Below are 22,797 nucleotides of genomic sequence, written 5' to 3'. Positions count from 1 at the left end.
TTTTAAAACAAATAATATGGCATTTATTGATACTGGAAAAAGCAGTTCGGCTTCTGTTCAGCAAAGCAATAGTTTTTATATTGTGCTGCTAACGTTGGTGGCTACACTCGGTGGACTTTTATTTGGGTATGATACAGCCGTAGTAAATGGTGCCGAAAAATCATTGGTTGAGTTTTTTATTACGCCAATGTTGCAACCGGATAATTACACTTCTATAACAATGCCATTAATAACGCAGTATAAGCTCTTAATGGTAGTTGTTTTATTGATAATTACTATAATAGTTTTTATTCTTTTAGCAAAATTATTCGGCCGTAAAAGAGGGAGTATAGTTAATGTTGTCATATTGGTATTGTTAACAGTTTGGGCATATTATTTTTTACATCAGCAATTGCCATCAACAGCCGAGGCAATTAAAGATGCGGCAGACTCAATCAAAGGTTTTGTAATAGCAAGTGCATTGATTGGTTGTATCATCGGCGGCGCAGCAGCAGGGATGGTTTCAAAAAGTTTGGGGAGAAAAAATGGTTTGTTCATTGCTGCTATTACATTTTTAATTTCTGCCATAGGCGCCTGGAAACCTGAAGCATTCAATGCTTTCGGAGTTTTGGATGTTTATTCATTTGTAATATATCGTATCATTGGCGGCATCGGTGTAGGGCTCGCTTCTATGATTTCGCCAATGTACATTGCTGAAATAGCACCTGCAAAAATCCGTGGTAAACTGGTTTCATTTAATCAATTTGCGATCATCTTTGGCATGCTCGTAATTTACTTCGTCAACTATATGATTGCCGGAAAAGGAGATGAGCAGTGGCTGGTTACAGATGGCTGGCGATGGATGTTTTTTTCCGGAGTAATTCCTGCTGCTATATTTTTTCTTTTATTATTCTTCGTTCCTGAAACACCGCGTTATCTCGCCATGAAAGGACACGATGATAGAGCATTGAGAGTATTAGAAAAAATTGGCGGCAAACAAAGCGCACAATCAGTTCTCAATGCAATTAAAGGCACATTGCACGAAACAAGCCGTCCGTGGCTTTCTTACGGATCGTTATTAATAATAGCGGGGGTAATGCTTTCAGTGTTTCAGCAATTTGTTGGCATTAATGTAGTGTTGTATTATGCAGGTAATATTTTCAGGAACATGGGTGCCTCCACTGATTCATCTTTATTGCAAACAATTATTGTAGGCGTAGTAAATCTTGCGTTTACTGTAGTCGCTATATTTACTGTAGATAAATTCGGGCGCAAACCATTAATGATAATCGGCTCTGTAGGAATGGCGGTAAGTATGATTGCATTAGGCTTTTCATTTTATTCACAAAGTCTTGGAATAAGTGCGTTGATCTTCATGCTTATTTACACAGCTTCATTTGCATTAAGCTGGGGACCGGTTTGTTGGGTATTGCTTGCAGAAATATTTCCCAATAGTATACGTGGCGCTTTATCAATTGCTGTGGCAGCGCAGTGGGTAGCCAATTGGGTTGTGTCGTTTACATTTCCAATGATGAACGATAACGTAGCGCTCACCGAAAAATTCAATCATGGATTTGCGTATTGGATATATGGAATAATGTCGGTTCTTTCTGCCATATTCATTTGGAAGTTAGTGCCGGAAACAAAAGGCAAAACATTGGAAGAAATTGAAAGCATTTGGAAAAAATAATAGGCTGTTAGTTTTATTTTGAAACAAACACTTGTTTTTTAGATCAGCATTGTTGTGCTATTCGCTTCAACGATCATACTGCTATTAAGCTTTTGCTAAAGCATAAAGTATGTTTTGATAAAGGAAACTATATTGATATGAACAACTTTAAAATAATATTCTATAGTTTATTCTTTTTAATCTTATTTCATTTTCATAGCAACGCACAAACTAATAGCTTATTGAAAGTTGTTAAATGGGAAAAGGGAAACAATAGCTTAACTGTTACTACTAAAAACGGGCAACTGGTTTTCATTCCATATTTAAACAAAACAATTCAAATAAAATTTGGAAGCCCTGTAAATATACCGGAGCTTAAAAATTATGGCGTTGTTAATTCTCCGCAACGAATAGAGTTTAAAGTTACCGACACAAAAAACGCTATTGAATTAAAAACTGCTTTTTATTCTCTTTCGATTGATAAATCAAACAGCAGCATTTCTTTTTACGATCAAAAAGGGAAAAAAGTTGTAGAAGAATTTCCCGGAGCAAATCGTTCTGCAATTACAAACAAACAACTAGTTATAAAAGATAATTTTCAGCTTACTGCTGACGAAGCATTGTACGGGTTAGGCCAGTATAGAGATGGTTATTTAAATCTTAGAGGAAAAACCAGGGAACTGGTGCAGTTCAATACGCAGGTAAGCGTTCCCGTTATACTCTCTACAAATGGCTGGGGAATGTTTTGGGATAATGCTTCCAGAACAATTTTTAAAGATGATACAAGCGGAATGTCTTTTCAATCAGATGAAGGCAACGGAACAAATTTCTTTTTATTTTTTGGAGATAAATTAGATACTATTTTACAGCAATACCGTAAGCTCACCGGTGATGCGCCATTAATGCCTAAATGGGCGTTGGGCTATCATCAAAGCCGTAACAGGTATACATCACAGCAAGAGGCTATTAGCGTAGTAAAAAGAATGCGTGATGAAAAAATACCGATGAACTCCATCTTTATTGATTATTTTTTTTGGGGTAAATATGGAATGGGGTCCCATCACTTTGATGAAGCCTCATTTCCGCAACCAAAGCAAATGATGGATAGCTTTCATCAGTATAACTCAAAAGCAATTGTAACAATATGGCCGGGCTTTGAATCAAAGACAAACAATTATAAAATAATGAAAGATGCCGGCTGTTTACTGGGAGGAGGAACAGCCATTTTCAACGGCGCTACCATTTACGATCCATTTGATCCTAAAGCGGCAGCATTATATTGGAAGCTGGCAAATGATAGTTTAGGAGATAAAGGGATCGACGGCTGGTTCCTTGACGGGCCGGAACCAGATATTACTGAAACATTTTTGAAAACAAAAACTTATCTCGGTCCGGCTACCCAGGTACGCAATTTGTATTCTTTGTATCACTCTTCTAATTTTTATAAAGGATTATTGAAAGCGCACCCTGACAAACGACCTTATATTATTACCCGTTCAGGCTGGGCATCGCAACAGCATTATGGTACAGTGGTGTGGTCGGGCGATATACAAACTACTTTTAAAGAACTAAAGAACCAGATCACAGCAGGCTTAAATTTTACAGCGAGCGGTATTCCTTATTGGACAACAGATGTTGGCGGTTATGAAGGCGGCGATCCTGAAAGTGAAGCCTATCGTGAATTGTATGTTCGCTGGTGGCAATATGGAACGTTTTGTCCCATCTTTCGCTCGCATGGGTACCGCAAAAGAGGAGATGTGGGAGAGCTGCCGAATGAGTTGTGGGCTTATGGAGAGAATGTGCAAAAGATCTGCACCCAATACGATGAACTCCGGTATCGCTTAATGCCATATGTTTATTCATTAGCAGCCAATATTGCTAATAAACAATATACTCCAATGCGTTTGTTGTCGTTCGATTTTGAGAATGATAAAAATGTATATGATATAAAAGATGAGTTTATGTATGGACCTGCTTTTTTAGCAGCGCCTGTTACAGATTCAGGTATGCGTAGCCGTGATGTTTACTTGCCGAAAGGAACTGAGTGGATAGATTTCTGGTCAGGTGAAAAATTAGGAGGTGGACAAACCATTCATGCGGCAGCACCTGTTGAACGCATTCCTGTTTATGTACATGCCGGAAGCATCGTGCCTTTAGGTCCGGCAATGCAATATGTAGATGAAAAAGCAACTGATACTATTGAGCTAAGAATTTATCCCGGAGCCGATGGAAAATTTTCTTTATATGAAGATGAAGGCGATGGATTCAATTATAAGAAAGGAATGTTCAGTACAATTGATATTGTATGGAACAATAAGGAGAAAACATTAACCATTGGCAAACGAAGTGGAAGCTTTAAAGGAATGCTGCTCTCAAGAAAATTCAACATTGTATTGGTTGATAAAAACATGGGCACAGGCGTGCATAACGATGCGTACACAAGAACGGTTAACTATACGGGAACACAGGTGGCTATTGCATTTTGAAGGGAGAGGTTTTGCAATAAAGAAGATGCGTTATAAGTCGTTATTTTTCAATAGCTTTGGGATGCTGTTACCGATTGTTATTTTTATATTTTTATTGAGAAAAACATGATTAAAGATGCCATTATGTATGCCGATGAAAGAAATGATTATCTCATCTTTTTCACTGAAAGGGATGGATAACAGAACAAGTTCACAACGATAATGCTACAAAGAACGAATGCCGGTGTCATAATTATATCAAAAAACCAATAAAGGATTTATTGCTGCTAAATTGAAGATTGCTTATGCGTAAACTTAGTGTTTGCCTTTATATTCTTTTTTTCTATACAGGTTATTCATATGCCCAGGAGAACTATGGGCTCACGTTTAATTCTTTTAATGTTTCCCAGGAAAATAGAACGGGTTTGGAAATCGGTGGCGACAATGCTATTTGTTTTTCCGACAATATGGATCTGAGCTTTGAATTTTATTTTATTCCTAACCGTACTACCAATTTTGGGTATGTATTCCGTATGATCAATAATAACGGACAAAATATAGACCTGCTCTATAATGAGAAGGATAAGGTGTTCAATACGATCTCAGGAGGAGTATTTACCGGTGTTGATTTTACATTAAATGATAATCTGCTGTTTAAACAATGGACAAAGGTTCGTTATCATTTTTCGCACGATTCCCTGGCTTGTTATATTAATGGAACATTATGCAAAACAGCAAAGGTTTCTTTCAAAGACAAATGCTTTAAGTTACTGTTTGGCGCTAACCGTTCTCCGGAATTTTCTACTACCGATGAGCCGCCAATGGTAATGCGCAATATTTCAATAAATGAAAGCAATCAATTGAAATATTTGTGGACATTACGAAATGGAGCCCAGGGAAATGTTATTTATGATTCTGTAAGCAATACACCGGCTATTGTTACCAACCCGGTTTGGTCAGAAGATCTGCATAAGAACTGGCAACCTTTAAAAACGTTGGTCGTTCATGGAGATGGAAGCGTAGCTTATGATCCTGATGGCGATAATTTGTATGTAGTAGGAACAGATTCAGTCTATCGGTTGGGCATAAGCGATGTTATGTCCAGCGCATCTGTTTCATTATCCAACTCGTACAAATTGTTTCAAGGCAATCAGTCTATTTATAATACTGCAGAAAACAAGCTCTATAATTTTTACATAGATATTAAATCGATCGCAGGCTATTCACCAACTGATTTCAACTGGGATAAAAAAATGGATTCGGTTGCCAATACTGAATATGGTCATACCGATCGTATTTATGTAAAAGAAGAAAATGCGTTGTACATATTTGGCGGGTATGGACAAATGAAATATAAAAACCAGGTACAGCGTTACGACTTTGCTGCAAAAACATGGCAGGATATTGCAACCAGCGGTGATTACTTTGTTCCCAGGTATTTAGCCGCTGCAGGTAAAGGAGGTAGTCACATTTATATCATTGGCGGTTATGGAAGTAAAAGCGGAGACCAGGTTTTAAATCCCGGTCACTTATACGACCTGGTTGATTATAATTTGCAAACACATTCGTTCAGGAAAATATATTCATTAAAAGAGCCTGATACATCATTTGTATTTGCTGGCTCAATGGTAATTGATTCTGTAAATAATTGTTTTTATGCTTTGTGTTTTGATAAAAGCAAATACGATACAAAGCTTAAATTGATGAAGGGCTCTTTGTCTAAACCTGAGTATGAGTTTTTGGCAACTACTATTCCTTATGCATTTCATGATGTAGTTTCTGATGCTGACTTGTTTTATAGTGCCAATACCAAACAATTGATTGCTGTTACACAATTGGTTGAGCTGGGAAAACAAACTACAGTAAAGATCTACAATATTGCATTTCCACCATTGCCGCTTATTTCTGAAGCGCCGGCTAATCCCTCTTTTGTAAGTAAAAAATTAATAGCGTTTATAACTGCTGCTATATTGATCTTTGTTTTGCTAATGATCTTTCTTCGGAGGAAAAAAATGGTAGTGACGAATGACGGAACATTGACGGAGGAAGAAAAAGTATCTACTGAAAAGAATATTATTGTAGAAGAAAAAGTAATGAATGTAGCAGAACCTTCACCTAACCGGGTATTTATAGAACTGGGCGATAAACGCATGTTTGAAGTGCCTGATTTTGTTACGGCAAGAGAAAGTAGCGTGAATATTTACCTGTTTGGCGATTTTGAAATTGTGGATACTGAAGGCAATGAGATCAGCAAACAATTTTCTCCTTTATTGAAAGAAATGTTCCTTGTTATTTTATTGAATACGTTAAAAGGAGGGAAGGGAATTACATCAGAAAAGCTGAATGATATTTTTTGGGAGAACAAGACGGGTAAAAATGCGAAGAATAATCTTTCTGTAAACATTGTCCGTTTAAAAAGTATTTTAAGTAAGATAAGTGATATACATATTGTAAAAAATGGTGAACGCTGGGAATGTGAATTCGACAGTAATAAAGTGAGTATTGACCTGGCTGATCTTTTACAGTTGCGCTCCCGTTATCCAAGCCAACATGGAAAAGAGTTTTTATCAAAGATGTTGTACTTTGTTTCTCGTGGTGCTTTTTTAAAGCAGGCAGAATATGCATGGCTGGATGATATTAAAGCGGATGTAAGCAACAAGATCATTGATGAGTTACTGGAAGAAAATAAAAACCTCAATCCTGATACGGATGCAGAATATATTATTGAAGTAGCTAATTGCATTTTCAACTTCGATTCGTTGAATGAAGATGCGCTTCATTTTAAATGCCAAACTCTTGATCGCCTAGGTCGGCATTCTATTGCTAAAACTACATACGAACGTTTTGCGAAAGAGTATCGCAAAGTGTATGGAGAAGATTTTCCTGTTTCATTCACAGATGTGCTGAAGTGATTGGTGTAATTTAATTTTTTCCTTAATGTTCAAATCGCCTTTTTCTTTCAATGGTATGATCTCAAGAAGAGAGTTTGGGCTGTCGATATTAATATGTAATGTCGGGATAGTTGGGCTTTTTTTTATAATGTTAGCTATAGGTTGGAAGCTGGGGTATTTCTTTATAGCATTTTTACTGTTTGTGATGGTGTGGTTTAGGGTAGCCCAGGGAACTAAGAGATGTCATGATATCGGGCTAAGCGGATGGCATCAATTGATCCCACTCTTTACTTTTGTTTTACTGTTTACAAAAAGCAATCATATAAACAACCGTTATTTTAATAAAGAAAATTCCATTGTAAAAGGAATTTGTAAAATTGTATCCATAGGGGACAACATTGTTCAGGTGGAAATGAGTGACGGGCAATTAAAGGACCTGCATCGTATTGTTTTATCGGTTAATGCCAAGCCCGGCGACTTAATACAACATATAAACAATGGTAAATATGTAGTGGTGGATAAAGATGGCAATTTGGTTTTTAGGATATGATACCGTTTTTGTTGATTGATTTCCATTTGTTTAACGATCCAATCAAAAATTAATCTCTCATTAATTATAATTTATAGTATTTATTAGGCTCCCGACCGTTTCTTGCACAAGATTAATTGCTAAAACCTCTCACCAAGGAGATCTATAAATCTTGCATTGCAATATGAAATTTTCATTACAGGCTTTTTACCTTTTTTTAGTAATAGGATTTGTGGTAGATAAAGGCTATTGCCAAAAATTTCCATATCAAAATAATTCTTTATCGGTAGAAGAAAGAGTGAAAGACCTCGTTTCCCGGATGACGAACGAGGAAAAGATAAAACAATTGGACATGTATTGGGGTAAAGAAGTAACCCCTATGACAAACCATGAAGCAACTGTATATGACGAAAAGTTCATTGCCCGGGCTTTGGGTAATTTCTCAATTGGTTCTGTTCACGATTTTTATCCTGCTTATGCAGCTGTTTCCAACAAGGTGCAGCAATATATAATCACACATTCAAGGTTGGGTATTCCTGTAATGTTCATTGAAGAAGGTTTACATGGATATTTGGGCAAGGGTAGTACAAGTTTCCCCATACCCTTGGCCCTTTCAGCCACATGGGACACAGCATTGATATATAAAGTAGCCCGATCTATAGCTACCGAAACAAGAGCCAATGGTACGAATATGATATTAGGTCCATTGCTCGATATTGCGAGAGACCCTCGTTGGGGAAGAATGGAAGAAACCTATGGAGAAGATACATATCTCGTTTCCGAAATTGGCTTGGCAATGGTAAAAGGCTTGCAAGGCAATGGCATTAATAATAATGACGCCGTAATCAGTGAACCGAAACATTTTATTGTACATGGCATACCCGAGGGCGGTAGTAATACAAGCCCGGTAAATGTTGGGGTACGGGAAATGCGTAGCGTATATTTTCCCACATTTGAAAAAGCAGTTCGGCAAGGAAAGGCTTGGGGAATAATGGCTGCTTATCATGAAATTGATGGACTGCCGATGGTTGACAATAAATGGTTGTTGACAGATGTATTGCGCAAGGAGTGGGGCTTCAAAGGATTTGTATTGTCAGATCTGGGAGCAATAAAATTAACATTGGAAAATCATTTTGTAGCAAGCAGTCGTACAGATGCTTTGGCACAAACATTAAATGCCGGATTGAATATGCAGTTCTATGATTTTGTGCACAATGATTTTGATCGTGCTATGGATTCAGCTTTACAAAATAAAATGATAACTCAACAGCGTTTAGACAGTGCTGTTGGTGATGTGCTGCGTGTGAAGTTTGAATTAGGCTTGTTTGACAACCCTTATATAGACACCACTTTATGGAGTAAAGAAAAACATAGTGAATTCCATCAGCAGTTAGCACTACAGGCAGCGCAGCAAAGTATTTGTTTATTAAAAAATAAAGGAGAGGTGCTGCCGCTTAAAAAAGTAAGCAGGGTAGCATTGATAGGTAAAATGGCGGTAAGCAATTACCTCGGCGGATACTCTAATACCCAAGACACTGCCATTTCATTATTAACAGCTTTACAACAAAGAGCAAAGAATATTACTATTGATTACACTGCTGGAATTTCAAAGATCAATAATGATTCAGCATTGCAAAAAGCAATTGAGTTAGTAAAGCGGTCTGATGTAGCGGTAGTTGCCCTGGGTGAAGAATTGGAAGAAATAGGAGAAGGCAAAGATAGAGCTGACCTGGATTTAAGTGATGCACAAATGAAACTGATAAAAGCAGTGCAGCAAACAGGCAAACCTGTTGTGGTTGTGTTAATGAATGGGCGGGCATTGTGTATTAACTGGGTGGCCGAAAATATTCCGGCGATTGTTGAAAGTTGGTTTGGCGGTGAAAAAAGCGGATTGGCAATTGCGGATGTTTTGTTAGGTAATGTAAATCCAAGTGGTAAATTACCTGTAACATTTCCACGTTCGGTAGGGCAAATACCAATTTATTATAATCATAAGCCAACATCTTATCATAAATATGTTGATGAAAAAGATACGCCACTTTACGCTTTTGGCTACGGGTTGAGTTATACTACATTTGTGTATTCCGATTTGAAATTGCCCTCAATATCTTTGAACTCCGATTCGATCATTGAGATCAAGTTGAATCTTACTAACTCAGGAAAAGTTGCCGGAACAGAAGTAGTACAGTTGTACGTGAGAGATATGATATCAAGTGTTACCACTCCAGAAAAATCCTTAAGATCATTTAGCAGGGTTTATTTACAACCAAACGAAACAAAAGAAGTTGTTTTTAAATTAAATAAGAAAGAGGCATTGTCTTTATGGAATAGAGATATGCAAAATGTTGTAGAGCCGGGAGAGTTTAAAATAATGATAGGAAGTTCATCAGATGATATTCGATTAACCGGTAGTGTAGAAGTTAAATAGAACGCTGTTCAAATATCATTAAATCTGTGTCATCAACATTTAATAGTCCGCTTTGAATCCAAACATAAAAATTTTCAACAAGTTCAGTTTGATCGTATGCTGTGAATTATAACAAGCTGAACTTGTTTGAAAAGAAGCTCAAAAAAAGATGAATAGAAAACAAACTGTACAAGGGAGTGACACAACAATGCTGGTTAAAACTGTGTTGTTAGGTACAAAACTATTTTTAATACTATTTTTTTTGTCGCCCGTACAATTGCAGGCGCAGAAAAATAGTGCACAATATCCTTTTCAGAATGCAACACTTTCTTTTGAACAACGTGCAGCAGATCTCGTAAGCCGGTTAACACTAAAAGAAAAGATCGCATTGATGCAGAATAATTCCGAAGCAATACCACGATTAGGAATTCCTGCATACAATTGGTGGAATGAGTGTTTACATGGTGTAGCAAGAGATGGAGCAGCCACCGTGTTTCCGCAAGCCATTGGCATGGCTGCTATGTGGGATCTGCCATTGATGAACAAGATCGGTGAAACGGTATCAACAGAAGCAAGAGCTAAACATGAAGAACATGTGCGCAAAGGTGAGCGAGGTATTTACCAAGGCTTAACTTTTTGGACGCCTAACATAAATATTTTCAGAGATCCACGCTGGGGCAGAGGGCAAGAAACCTATGGAGAAGATCCATTTTTAACAGGTGCTACCGGAGTTGCTTTTGTAAAAGGCTTGCAGGGCAATGATCCCAAATACTTTAAAGTAATTGCAACCGCCAAACATTTTGCAGTACATAGCGGCAGCGAATACAATCGTCATTGGTTTAATGCGGAAGTTAGTAAACAGGATTTATTCGATACGTATCTTCCGGCATTTGAAAATTTAGTAACTAACGGCAAGGTATACTCTATAATGGGGGCATATAACCGTGTGGACGGAGTGCCTGCTTGTGCTAATGCTTTTTTACTGGATACAGTGTTACGTAAACGTTGGGGATTTAAGGGATATGTAGTTTCTGATTGTGGAGCTATAACAGATATTTATCGTGGACATAAATATGCAGCAACAGAATCTCAGGCTGCTGCATTTGCCGTAAATGCCGGCTGCGATCTTACTTGTGGCAGCGAATATATTTCTTTAGAAGAAGCTGTTGCAAAAGGAGAAATAACCGAGCAACAAATCAATGTTTCTGTTTCAAGATTATTATTGGCTTTGTTTAAGCTGGGAATGTTTGATAAGAATGTCGCATATGCAAATATTCCGTTCAATGAAAATAATAGTCCGGCACATGATGAACTCTCGAAGAAAGCATCTTTAGAAAGTATGGTGCTGTTACAAAATAAAGGAATATTGCCTTTGTCAAAATCCATTAAAAGCATTGCAGTTGTTGGACCTTTTGCAGATGAGTTGACAGTGTTGCGTGGTAATTATAATGGCGACGCAACAAACCCGATTTCTTTTTTGAAAGGGATAGGAAATTTTGTCGGAGAAAAAGTTACTGTTACAACCAATAATTACATCCGTGTGCCGGATGCAGATTATGCCAATGAAAAAAATGCAAAAGACAGTATTGAATTATTAGTGAAAGATTGTGCGAATGCAGATGTAGTTGTTTTCTGCGGAGGTTTATCGCCGGGTGTAGAAGGTGAAGAAGGGCCTGTTGAGAAAAAAGGATTTTTTCACGGCGACAGAACATCATTGGATCTGCCGGATGTGCAATTAGCTGCATTAAAAGCGTTGAAAGCAAGCGGAAAGAAAATTATTTTGGTATTAACTAACGGTGGCGCTTTGTCGTTGAATTGGGAAAATGAAAACCTGGATGCGATCCTTGAAGCATGGTATCCGGGACAGAATGGCGGTAGTGCTGTCGCAGATATTTTATTTGGTGCTTATAATCCTGCAGGTCGTTTGCCCGTTACATTTTATAAGTCAGTAAATGATCTGCCTGCATTTGAAGATTATAATATGCAGGGTAGAACCTATAAATATTTTGCAGGAACTCCTTTATATACTTTTGGCTATGGATTAAGCTATTCAACTTTTGACTATCAAACAATAACGCTTTCAAAAGAAAGCGCATCGCAAAAAGATTCTGTCCAGGTAAGTATTGCACTAAAAAATACTTCAGCTGTTGATGGAGAAGAAGTGGTGCAGTTATACGCTTCTTCATTTACCATGCAGCAGTTCCGGCCAATTAAAACATTGATCGGCTTTTCAAGAGTTTCAGTAAAGGCGGGAGAAACAAAAACGGTGATTATACCTGTTTCAACACAATCATTACGTCAGTTCAATACTCAGAAGAATAATTACGAAGTATACCAAGGAATGTATTCTATCCAGGCAGGAAGCTCCAGCAATGATATTCACCTGGCAACAAATTTAAAAATCGAATAACTATGAATAGCAATAGATTGATAACACTTATAACATGCATATTAATTACAGGAATACTATATGCACAGGATACAACTAACGGGTATCATTATCCTACCTATAAAGGATTGGTAATGGCCGGTTACCAGGGATGGTTCAATACACCCACAGATGGAGCCGGTCGTAGCTGGCATCATTTTCAAAGAAGAAACGTGTTTGCTCCGGGTTCATGCGAGATTGATCTATGGCCGGACATGACGGAATATCAAAAACAATATCCTACTGATTTTAAATTCAGCGATGGTAAAACAGCTACAGTTTTCAGCGCTTATGATAAAAGCACGGTTGACCTGCATTTTAAATGGATGAAAGATTACGGAATTGATGGTGTGTTTATGCAGCGTTTTGTTGCAGAGATAAGAAGCGCCAGTGGCAAACATCATTTCAATACTGTATTGGAAAATGCTATGCAGGCAGCAAAGCTCAACAACAGGGCTATATGTATTATGTATGATTTAAGTGGTATGAACCCACAAGATGTTTCTCTGGTATTAAATGATATTGATGAATTGAATAAAAAATATGGGTTGCTGAATAAAGATTCGATCATCTCTCCAACATATCTGCATCATAATGGTAGGCCATTGGTAACAGTTTGGGGCGTGGGTTTTAATGATAATCGCAGGTATGGGTTTACGGAAGCCGATAAAATTATAGATGGACTAAATCAAAGAGGTTATAGTGTAATGTTGGGTGTGCCTACTTACTGGCGTGACTTTGGTTTTGATGCAATAAAAAGTGATAGCCTGCATACATTGATTAAAAAATGTGCTATCGCGGCACCATGGTTTGTTGGTAGGTACGAAATGAAAGATTATCCAAAGTTTCATCAACATATAGTAGATGATATGAAATGGTGTAAAGACAATAATGTGGACTATGTGCCTTTAGCGTTCCCCGGTTTTTCATGGAGGAATATGAATGGACCAAATGCAAGAACGATCGACAGGGAAAATGGAAACTTCTTTTGGCAACAGGTTGCAGGAGCAAAACAAGCTAATGCTTCCATGCTTTACATTGCTATGTTTGATGAAATGAATGAAGGCACATCGATCTTTAAATGCGCTACAAAAAGTAACCTGCCGTTAAATCCAAAAGGGGTTCTTGTAGAAATTGATGACAGTTTAAAAAGTGATTATTATTTATGGTTGGCAGGACAAGCCGCTAACTGGTTTCATGGAGATAAAAAGTATTCTGCAATAAAACCTGTTCGTAACTAATAAAGATGAAATATGCCTTCATCATATTGATAAGTTTTCTTTTTGGAATAACATCAATTGCCCAAAGCAAAGTTGTTGATACTTTGGTATATAATCATACGATTCGTATTGCCTGCATCGGTGCAAGTACAACCTATGGTGGCAATATAGAAAACAGGGAGGTAAATTCTTTTCCTGCGCAGCTTGGGAAAATGCTTGGTAGTAAATGGGATGTAAAAAATTTCGGAGTGGATGCATCAGGAATAATAAAGAAAGGAAGCTTGCCCTATTGGAATACACAGGCATTTAAAGATGCACAAGCTTTTCTTCCTAACATCGTGATCTTTAATATTGGAGTGAATGATGTGCAGCCACAGAACTGGCAATATAAAGATGAATTCTTAAGTGACTATATTGAAATGATAACCATCTTTCAAAATTTATCTTCTCACCCTAAAATATATTTATGCAGAGAGATCCCTGTGTTCCAGGATAAATGGGGAATAAGGGCTTCTGTAGTAAATAAGGAATTAGATCCCATGAAAAAGAAACTGGCGCACCAACTTAAAATACCAATGATCGATCTATACAAACCATTGAAACAACATAGTGATCTATTCCCGGATGGTATTCATCCAAATGCCGCAGGCGCAACCATCATGGCAAAAACTATTTTTAAAGCATTAACAGGTAAGACAGTAAAATAAATATGAAAAAATATTGCTTACTTTTCTTTTTTATTGGTTTAATAAGTACAACGTTTGGACAACGTATTGATGTAGCATTATTAAACAAATACAATGTTAGTTGGGATGAACCCGGACCAACATCTTATCAATCTATGCCTATTGGTAATGGTGATATTGGGCTGAATGTATGGACAGAAGCAAACGGCGATATCTCTTTTTATATTTCTAAAACAGATGCATGGGGAGAAGAAGTAAAAGATAGGGGAGATTGGATGAAACAAGGTGGAGTATTGATGAAGTTAGGATTGGTGCGTATAAGTGTTGTCAATAATCATTTTAAAAAAGGAGATTATTTCAGGCAAATATTAAAGTTGCATGAAAGTGAGCTATTGATAACTGAAGGAACGGGTAATAATGCTATTGATTTTAAAATTTGGGTAGATGCTAACAATCCTGTCATTCGTATTGAACAGGCAAGTGGTTATCCTGTTTCACTAAAAGTTACTTTGGATAATTGGAGAACTAACGGCGAAGGAGACACTGTTTTAAATAAATCGAATTGCATTCAATGGTATCATCATAATTCGGAAAAGGCTGATTCTGCTTTAAGAAATATTGTGTTTGGTGCTACAATTGATGGAAGAGGATTAGTAAAAACTGACAAGTCCACATTACAATCATCCCATGCATCAGTTAATCAGGTTATTTCTATTTATCCTCTGACCCAAAATGTGAATACACCTGACAATTGGATTAGTACAAACGATCAACAGGTCATCAACCTAAATAAGACAAATACTGAAACTGCGAGAAAAGCACATTATAAATGGTGGGATGATTTTTGGAACCGTAGTTGGATATTTATAGAGGGTGATAGCATAGCAACTAAAACCACAGAAGGATATTTATTGCAACGGTATGTTACTGCTTGCTCAGGCAGGGGTGCTTACCCGGTAAAATTCAACGGTTCTATTTTTAATGTTGATAACCCGGATTATAATGGCAGAGATAAAAATCAGCCTTTAACTCCAATGAATGCGGACTTTAGAGAATGGGGAGGCCAATATTGGTTTCAAAATACAAGACCTATGTATTGGCCAAGATTGCAGGCAGGAGATTTTGATATAATGCTGCCTTTGTTCAAAATGTATGCGAATATGATCAAGGCAAATGAGCCGTTGGTCAGGAAATATTATGATCATGCCGGTTCTTACTTTGCGGAAACATCTCCGTTTTGGGGCGGACTTTTATATATGGGACCTGAAGTAAAAGAAAACTGGACAGGACATTACTTTACGCCGGTTTTGGAATTGAGCATGATGGCGTTTGATTATTTTGAGTATACCCAGGACACAGCCTTTGCTAAAAATATTTTATTGCCGATAGCCTCCAATGGAATTTTATTCTTTGATAAGCATTTTGGTAGAGATTCTTCGGGCAAATTATTGTTAGATCCTGATAATTCGATTGAAATGTTCTGGAAAGTGCACAACCCTGCTCCCGATATTGCAGGGTTACATGCAGTATTGTCAAGATTGATTGCTTTGCCGGGTAGTTTAATAAACGAACAACAGCGCAAAGAATGGATTCGCTTTCAAAATGAATTGCCACCATTACCCGTAGGTACAAAAGAAGGAGCACAGGTTTTGTTGCCTTATACAGGTCCTCAGATAATAAAATCTCATAATGCAGAAAATCCGGAATTGTATGCGATCTATCCTTTCCGGTTGTATGGTTTGGGAAAGCCTGATCTGGAACTGGCAAAAAATACATTCGCTATCAGAAAATTTAAGGAAAAAGGTTGCTGGTTTCAAGATCCCGTTCAGGCTGCAATGTTGGGTTTGGCTGAAACAGCAAAAGATTACATAACGTTTAACCTTACCCGAAAAGCGCCTGGCTTAAAATTTCCTGCTTTTTGGGATGTGGGTGCCGATTATCTTCCTGATGAAGATAACGGTGGAAATGGCGAAAACGGGTTACAACAAATGTTATTACAAACAGACGGTAAAAAGATCATGATCTTACCGGCTTGGCCAAAAGAATGGAATGCGAATTTTAAATTAAACGCTCCTTATAAAACTACAATAGAAGGAAAAGTGCGAAATGGGAAACTGGAAGAAATAAAAGTTATACCTGAATACAGGAGACAGGATGTTATAATAAATGAATAATCGGGAGAACCTTAAATGGTTATTAATAAGCTTATTAATAGCATTATTAAGATAAATAGCTCTATACAGTTCTTATATTTTTAGGATTCTTAACCTGTTTTGGAGAGTTTTGAAATAAAGGCGCAGTGATTATAGACATTCTTTTCTAAGTGAGACAGTAATTTTACTTGATTCTTACTCAGTTATAAAAGAAAAGTTCAAAAAAAGCCAAAATTAATTGCGTTTTAATGGGATTTTAATCACTGTGTTAAGGTTTTGTTAGTTTTTTTGCTAAGTGATTGCTTGACTTTGTATATGTGATTCAATGATTTAGATCACAGGTGTATAACGAACACTAATTGCTTGTCAATCTTTCTAGAGCCATAATTTTCTTGTTATTAAATGGATTAATAAGATCGTATTAAATGTTTTATTGATCCGGTTTAAATAAAACGTTACTTAAAACAATTGCAGTATGAAAAAAGTATTTCGGGTACTATTAGTTGTCGCATTCTTTTTACCGCTCGGTGCCCTGGCACAACAGCGAACCGTCACAGGAAAAATTACCAATTCAAAAGATGGAGCTCCATTATCCGGTGTAACCGTAACCGCAGGTTCGGGGGCTGCTAAAGTAGCAACCACCACCAACGATGCGGGAGAGTATTCTATTACAGTTCCGGATAAAGCAAAAGAGATCACATTCTCTTATGTTGGCTTTGGAGACATTACAGAAAAGATCAATGGGCGTTCAACAATAAGTACACGCTTAAGTGCTGCGTCGGCAGACCTTGGTGAGGTAGTTGTAGTAGGTTATGGCACGCAAAAGAAAGTTAATTTGACCGGCTCAGTCGCTACATTGAAAGGAAGTGAGTTGGTGACCACAAAAAATGAAAACACTTATAATATGCTTACCGGTAAAATACCGGGCTTGCGTATGGTGCAAAAAACTGCAGAGCCGGGCTCTTATGAAAATTCATATGATATACGTGGTTATGGTGGTGCTCCATTGGTAGTAATTGATGGAATTCCCGGGGGGGCATTGGAAAGAATGGATCCTAATGAAATTGAAAGCATTTCGGTATTGAAAGATGCTGCTGCAGCAGTATATGGAGCTAATGCAGCTTCTGGTGTTATATTAGTAACTACTAAAAAAGGAGCGAATAAAGATGGCAAACTGGATATAACCTATTCTTTTAATCGTGCCATCCAGCAATTTTTAGGAATGCCCCAGGGCGTTGGTCCGGTTGACTATATGATGTTGACCAACGAAAAAGCAAAACGTGATATGAGCTTGTATGCAGATGCCACTGCACCTCTATACTATGGTTATTATGATCTGCAGCCATGGATAAACGGAACGGCAAAAGGTGCTGATTGGATAGATGCTGCTTTTAATACCACGTCTCCACAGGTACAACATAATATAAATATCACCGGCGGTAACGATAAGATAAGCACGTTTACAAGTTTGGGGTATACAAAACAGGATGGCTTATTAAAATCAAATGCATTGGATTACACCCGTTGGAATTTGCGTTCTAATATAAATGTAAAGATCAATAACAGGCTACGTGCTCAATTGTTGATTTCAGGTTATTCTGATACAAAAAATCAACCTTTTCAGCCTTTGTGGAATATATTCAAATATGCATGGAATGCACTTCCGATCAACCAGATATATGCCAACAACAATCCCTATTACTTAAATGTAATGCCGGATAATGTGAATCCTGTTGCAGCGATCGATCCTTCACAGGTTGGATATGTAAAATCAACATCCAGGCAAATACAGGCTCAGGGAAGCCTGGAATATGATATCCCTGGTATAAAAGGGTTAAGGGCAAAAGGTGCTTACACGTACGCATATTATGTATCTGATAATACCAGTTACAGGAATGTATACGATCTGTATTCGTTTCACGCAAGCGATAGCACGTATGTTCCTTCGCTGGTTAATGGATCGGGTGCTTTAAACGATCCTATCTTAAACAGGGCTTATGGTACCAGCAATTCTACAGTAATGCAGTTGTCACTTAACTATGCTGCCTCCTTTAAGAAAGTGCATAATGTTACAGCTTTATTGCTTTATGAAGAATTACATGGTACATCCGATAATATTTTTGCACAACGCTATCTTCCTTTACCATTGCTTTATAATCTTTTCCAGGGTATAGCAGGAACAGGAGAAATAGGATCGGCTAATCAAAATGGAGTAGGCGAATCTGCAAAAAAATCAATTGTTGGCAGAGTTAATTATGATTACAAAGGAAGATACCTGGCGGAATTTAGCTTTAGAAGAGATGCTTTTAACCAGTTTTATGGGAATAAGCAATGGATATTTACTCCGGGGGTTTCTGTAGGCTGGAGAATTAGTGATGAACCTTTCTTTAAAAATAATATCTCTCCAAAATTCATTAGCAATTTAAAGCTCAGGGCGTCTTATGCTGAAATAGCGGATGCTACGGATGGCAGGATCAATTATCAATACTTACAGGGATATGATTATCCATCTGTAGATCCTGCCGATAACAAAGTATTAGGATACATGTTCAACGGGCAATTTGTTACTGGATTAACACCTCGTCCTACCGCTAATCCTGATCTATCATGGTCGCCAACTATCATTAGAAATATCGGGGTAGATTTTAGCCTTTTTAATGGAAAAGTAGATGGAACGGTTGAATATTATAATCGCGACATCTATGGAGTATTAGCTCCTTCATTAGTAACAATACCAGGTACTACAGGTCAAACGCAACCTTTGGTAAATGCTGATTCCAGGGAAACACGAGGCATTGAAGTAAGTCTTGCATATAAGAATAGGATAGGTAAGGATCTGGGTCTTTTACTAGCCGGCAATTTTTCTTATTCTCGCTCACACAACTTAGTACATACAGAAGATGGTGTGTTTGGAAATGAATATTTGGCGTGGAAAAGTGGACAAGCAGACAGGTATACCAATATTTTATGGGGAACCGATTATGGTGGGCAATACAGCAGCTACTCGCAGATATATAACTCTCCTGTAAATAATGGTAGCGGTAATAACACAATTGTTCCGGGCGATTATTATATGCAGGATTGGAATGGTGATGGAGTTATTAATGGAGATGATTATCACCCGATAGCCACGCAGGATCTTCCTTTAATAAATTTTGGTTTCAATATCGGCATTACTTTTAAAAGCTTTGATGTAACAGCCTTGTTTGCTGGTGCAGCTGCAGTTTGGACAGAATATGGCGAACAACAGGCAATGCCGTTAATGTATAATGGAAGTGCTTTGTCTAAATTTTTAGATAGCTGGCATACTGTAAATCCTACGGATAATATTTATGATCCCAATACACAATGGATAGGCGGTAAGTATCCATCAATGGGTTATGACTACTCGCAAATAAATAATTCAACTAAAGGCATATTGAATGCATCGTATGTAAGATTAAAAACATTGGAATTTGGATACACGTTACCTAAACGTTTATTGAATAAAGTAGGTATTAAAAATTGCCGTGTGTATGTCAACGGTTATAACCTGCTAACGTTTACCGGTTTGGAAGATGGTGTTGATCCTGAACATCCGGGTACTTTCCCTAATGCTTCTTTTAATGATGCATTGGGTGGTTATAAATATCCTTTGAACAGAACATTCAATATTGGCGGTAACATAACATTCTAAACTTTGAATTTAAAATATATGAACAAACTATTGATAGCAGTTACGTTGGGAATATTCTTATCCATTACTTCCTGCCAACACCTGGATGATATAAAACCTGTTAATATCATACTCGATGATCAGATATTCAAATCTGAAGCAGGTATAACTACTTATTTCGCCACCATGTACAGAAAGCTTCCTATCGAAGATTTTCAGTATCGTCCCGATGGTCGTAATGATGGTGTGGGCGATGTAGCATTCAATTTGCACCATGAATGGGAACATTTTTACCATTCCGGCGCCGCTTGTGGAGAAATGGTAGGACCTTATGGCGGTATGGATATTGGTGGTGGCTTTGGCTATTGGCCTTATACTGATATCCGTAATATAAATTACTTTATTCAAACAATGCCTAAATATGCATCCGGTTATACACAAGACCAGGTGAATCAATTTTTAGGAGAGGCTTATTTCTGTAGAGCATATACTTATTTCGCTTTAGCAAAAAGATATGGAGGTGTGCCAATTGTTACAAGAGTACTTACATATCCTCAGCAAACTATTGAAGAGTTACAAGTCCCTCGTAATACAGAGGCAGAAACATGGGATTTTATTGGTAATGATCTGGATAGTGCTTATGCATTATTACCTGAAGCCAATGCGCCTGAAAGAGCAAACAAATATGCAGCCATGGCATTGAAATCAAGAGCAATGGTATATGCCGGAAGTATTGCCAAATACGGTTCAGTAAATTATGTTGATGGTGATGCTCGTGCAAATGGTTTTGTTGGGATTGATGCCGGGAAAGCAAATGCTTATTATCAAAAAGCAATTGATGCAGCAAAAACCTTGGAAGGACATTATTCTTTATATCGCAAATCAGCAGATAAAGTAAAAAACTACACCGATGTTTTCTTAGATGCTACAAGTCCTGAAAATATTTTGGTAAGAGGTTTTTATGCAGGCGATCCTGAAAGATGCCATAGCTGGGATGCTACTTACTCGCCCAACAGTGGCTTGAATTATATGACCAGTGAAGGATTGTCAAGATCTTATCCAACATTGGAATTCGTAGAACGTACAGATTCACTAAATGGGATTACCAATCCTGATGGAACACCAAAACGTTTTGATAATATCGGCGATCCATTCCAGAATTTAGAACCACGTTTAAGAGGTACGGTATATTTTCCGGGTGATATGTTAAGAGGTAAGCTCTTCGATCAGCAGGAAGGTACTTATCCATCTTTTAGCGGTACTGCAGCTGACGAAGTTGCTAAACCGGTAGCGTCAAGAACTTATTTACGTTCAGGTAATCACAATACGTTAAACAACGGAAGATTGGTGAATGGGTATGCAGGTATGTATCCGCCGGCTTTTGGTAGCGATGATAATACACGAACCGGTTTCTATGTTCGTAAATATATCGATTACAATAAAAACATTGCTGATGTGAAATTATTCTCAAGTACTACACCCTGGATAGAATTGAGATATGCAGAAGTGTTATTGAACAGGGCAGAAGCAGACATTGAAACAGGGCAGGTGAATGATGCGCTTACTTGTTTAAATGATATTAGAGATAGAGCAGGTGCATCCGCATTCTCTTTATCAGATATGACGGCACAAACAGTGCAAAATGAAAGATGTAAAGAATTGGCGTTCGAACATCATTACTGGTGGGATATCAGAAGATGGAGAATTGCTGACGTTCTTTTAAACAATGCACACTTTAAAGGTATAATGCCTTATTATGTTGCCAATGAAAACAAATACATTTTCTTAAAAGAAACAGAGTTGTTCGATCGTAATTACAATTTCGAAAAGAAATATTATTACGAGCCGATACCAGGCGGTGAATTGGCAAAAAATCCTAACCTCTATCCAAATAATCCCGGTTACTAAGAATCATAAATCATTAAGACATGAAACTTAAATTCAGTTCAATTTTAGCAGTAGTAGCAATAAGCATAATAGGGTTGTCTTCTTGTGTTAAGGAAGATAATTATCTGGGTCCGGATGCATCCTTGTCAGGAACAATGTTTGTTGATGGTAGCAATAATGCAGACACTATTCAAACATGTACATCCAACTTTAGTATCCGATTGGAACAATTGAGTTGGAGCAGTACTCCTACACCTCAAGATATTCCGATTAAAGCAGACGGTACATATCAAAATACCGAACTGTTCAGCGGGCATTATCGGGTATCCATTTTAGGTGGTGCATTTTGGCCGGTGGAATCAAAAGAAATAGATGTTACAAAAGGTTCGAAATTGGATTTTCAATTGATACCTTATCTGTTCCTTAACAATGCTTCTGCGCATTTTGATGATACAACATTAGTAGTGGATTTTCATTTGGAAGCGCCTATAGATGGTATTCCTAAGCCTTTGGAAATGCAGGTGTATACAAGCGCCACACAATTCGTTGGTCCGGGTGCTTCTATTGATGTGTTATCAAGCGGTACTAAGGATGATCCAAGAAAATACATCGTGCCTCTTTCTAAAGAATGGGCAGATTTTACAGACGGAGATAAAAATTGTGAGATCAAAATTCCATTTCCAACACCTCTTAAAGAAAGATCATTTTTTATACGGGCAGGTATAAAGTTCAATGATAGTTATCGAAGCTCTAATCTATCTAACATCATGCAGGTTACTTATCAATAAAACGATTTGATTTTTCTATCATATTCTTAAATATAAAAAC

General features: G+C 37.5%; 12 protein-coding genes. All 12 read left to right on the top strand.

What is annotated here, in order from left to right; translation table 11 throughout:
• The first annotated feature begins 16 nt into the window (after window positions 1-16).
• The 12 genes from xylE (at window position 17) to K9M53_RS09575 (ending at window position 22,757) form a co-directional block, all read left to right on the top strand.
• Window positions 17-1,669, top strand: coding sequence for a D-xylose transporter XylE (gene xylE / locus K9M53_RS09630; protein ID WP_224014236.1), 1,653 nt, complete (start codon window positions 17-19; stop codon window positions 1,667-1,669).
• A 137-nt stretch (window positions 1,670-1,806) separates the two neighbouring features.
• A complete protein-coding gene (locus K9M53_RS09625; RefSeq protein WP_224014234.1) occupies window positions 1,807-4,134 on the top strand; it encodes a glycoside hydrolase family 31 protein in 2,328 nt (775 codons plus the stop codon).
• 284 nt (window positions 4,135-4,418) lie between these two features.
• The gene (locus tag K9M53_RS09620; RefSeq protein ID WP_224014232.1) at window positions 4,419-7,025 is read left to right on the top strand and encodes a kelch repeat-containing protein; all 2,607 of its coding nucleotides are present in this window, start codon (window positions 4,419-4,421) and stop codon (window positions 7,023-7,025) included.
• Window positions 7,026-7,050: 25 nt separating this feature from the next.
• The gene (locus tag K9M53_RS09615) at window positions 7,051-7,554 is read left to right on the top strand and encodes a DUF805 domain-containing protein (protein ID WP_224014230.1); all 504 of its coding nucleotides are present in this window, start codon (window positions 7,051-7,053) and stop codon (window positions 7,552-7,554) included.
• 163 nt (window positions 7,555-7,717) lie between these two features.
• Window positions 7,718-9,961, top strand: coding sequence for a glycoside hydrolase family 3 N-terminal domain-containing protein (locus tag K9M53_RS09610; RefSeq protein ID WP_224014229.1), 2,244 nt, complete (start codon window positions 7,718-7,720; stop codon window positions 9,959-9,961).
• Between the two features lie 148 nt (window positions 9,962-10,109).
• Window positions 10,110-12,350, top strand: coding sequence for a glycoside hydrolase family 3 C-terminal domain-containing protein (locus K9M53_RS09605; RefSeq protein WP_224014227.1), 2,241 nt, complete (start codon window positions 10,110-10,112; stop codon window positions 12,348-12,350).
• A 2-nt stretch (window positions 12,351-12,352) separates the two neighbouring features.
• A complete protein-coding gene (locus K9M53_RS09600; RefSeq protein ID WP_224014225.1) occupies window positions 12,353-13,609 on the top strand; it encodes a glycoside hydrolase family 71/99-like protein in 1,257 nt (418 codons plus the stop codon).
• A gap of 5 nt (window positions 13,610-13,614) precedes the next feature.
• Window positions 13,615-14,295, top strand: a complete 681-nt coding sequence (locus K9M53_RS09595) for a GDSL-type esterase/lipase family protein (RefSeq protein ID WP_224014223.1) — start codon at window positions 13,615-13,617, stop codon at window positions 14,293-14,295.
• Window positions 14,296-14,297: 2 nt separating this feature from the next.
• A complete protein-coding gene (locus K9M53_RS09590) occupies window positions 14,298-16,448 on the top strand; it encodes a DUF5703 domain-containing protein (protein ID WP_224014222.1) in 2,151 nt (716 codons plus the stop codon).
• 454 nt (window positions 16,449-16,902) lie between these two features.
• Complete coding sequence (locus tag K9M53_RS09585; RefSeq protein WP_224014220.1) at window positions 16,903-20,103, top strand: SusC/RagA family TonB-linked outer membrane protein; 3,201 nt, start codon at window positions 16,903-16,905, stop codon at window positions 20,101-20,103.
• 18 nt (window positions 20,104-20,121) lie between these two features.
• A complete protein-coding gene (locus K9M53_RS09580; RefSeq protein ID WP_224014217.1) occupies window positions 20,122-21,990 on the top strand; it encodes a RagB/SusD family nutrient uptake outer membrane protein in 1,869 nt (622 codons plus the stop codon).
• 20 nt (window positions 21,991-22,010) lie between these two features.
• The gene (locus K9M53_RS09575) at window positions 22,011-22,757 is read left to right on the top strand and encodes a DUF3823 domain-containing protein (protein ID WP_224014215.1); all 747 of its coding nucleotides are present in this window, start codon (window positions 22,011-22,013) and stop codon (window positions 22,755-22,757) included.
• Window positions 22,758-22,797: the final 40 nt, after the last annotated feature.

Origin of the sequence: Ferruginibacter albus, from assembly GCF_020042285.1 — a bacterium.
Lineage (GTDB): Bacteria > Bacteroidota > Bacteroidia > Chitinophagales > Chitinophagaceae > Ferruginibacter > Ferruginibacter albus.
The sequence above is the reverse complement of the archived record's forward strand: the minus strand, read 5'-3'. Positions and strand labels throughout refer to the sequence as shown.

Bases quoted from the DNA above. Each gene is read 5' to 3' on its own strand.
- K9M53_RS09575 (WP_224014215.1), top strand. From the start codon at position 22,011: ATGAAACTTAAATTCAGTTCAATTTTAGCAGTAGTAGCAATAAGCATA.
- K9M53_RS09590 (WP_224014222.1), top strand. From the start codon at position 14,298: ATGAAAAAATATTGCTTACTTTTCTTTTTTATTGGTTTAATAAGTACA.
- K9M53_RS09615 (WP_224014230.1), top strand. From the start codon at position 7,051: ATGTTCAAATCGCCTTTTTCTTTCAATGGTATGATCTCAAGAAGAGAG.
- K9M53_RS09595 (WP_224014223.1), top strand. From the start codon at position 13,615: ATGAAATATGCCTTCATCATATTGATAAGTTTTCTTTTTGGAATAACA.
- xylE (WP_224014236.1), top strand. From the start codon at position 17: ATGGCATTTATTGATACTGGAAAAAGCAGTTCGGCTTCTGTTCAGCAA.
- K9M53_RS09620 (WP_224014232.1), top strand. From the start codon at position 4,419: ATGCGTAAACTTAGTGTTTGCCTTTATATTCTTTTTTTCTATACAGGT.
- K9M53_RS09600 (WP_224014225.1), top strand. From the start codon at position 12,353: ATGAATAGCAATAGATTGATAACACTTATAACATGCATATTAATTACA.
- K9M53_RS09605 (WP_224014227.1), top strand. From the start codon at position 10,110: ATGAATAGAAAACAAACTGTACAAGGGAGTGACACAACAATGCTGGTT.
- K9M53_RS09610 (WP_224014229.1), top strand. From the start codon at position 7,718: ATGAAATTTTCATTACAGGCTTTTTACCTTTTTTTAGTAATAGGATTT.
- K9M53_RS09585 (WP_224014220.1), top strand. From the start codon at position 16,903: ATGAAAAAAGTATTTCGGGTACTATTAGTTGTCGCATTCTTTTTACCG.
- K9M53_RS09625 (WP_224014234.1), top strand. From the start codon at position 1,807: ATGAACAACTTTAAAATAATATTCTATAGTTTATTCTTTTTAATCTTA.
- K9M53_RS09580 (WP_224014217.1), top strand. From the start codon at position 20,122: ATGAACAAACTATTGATAGCAGTTACGTTGGGAATATTCTTATCCATT.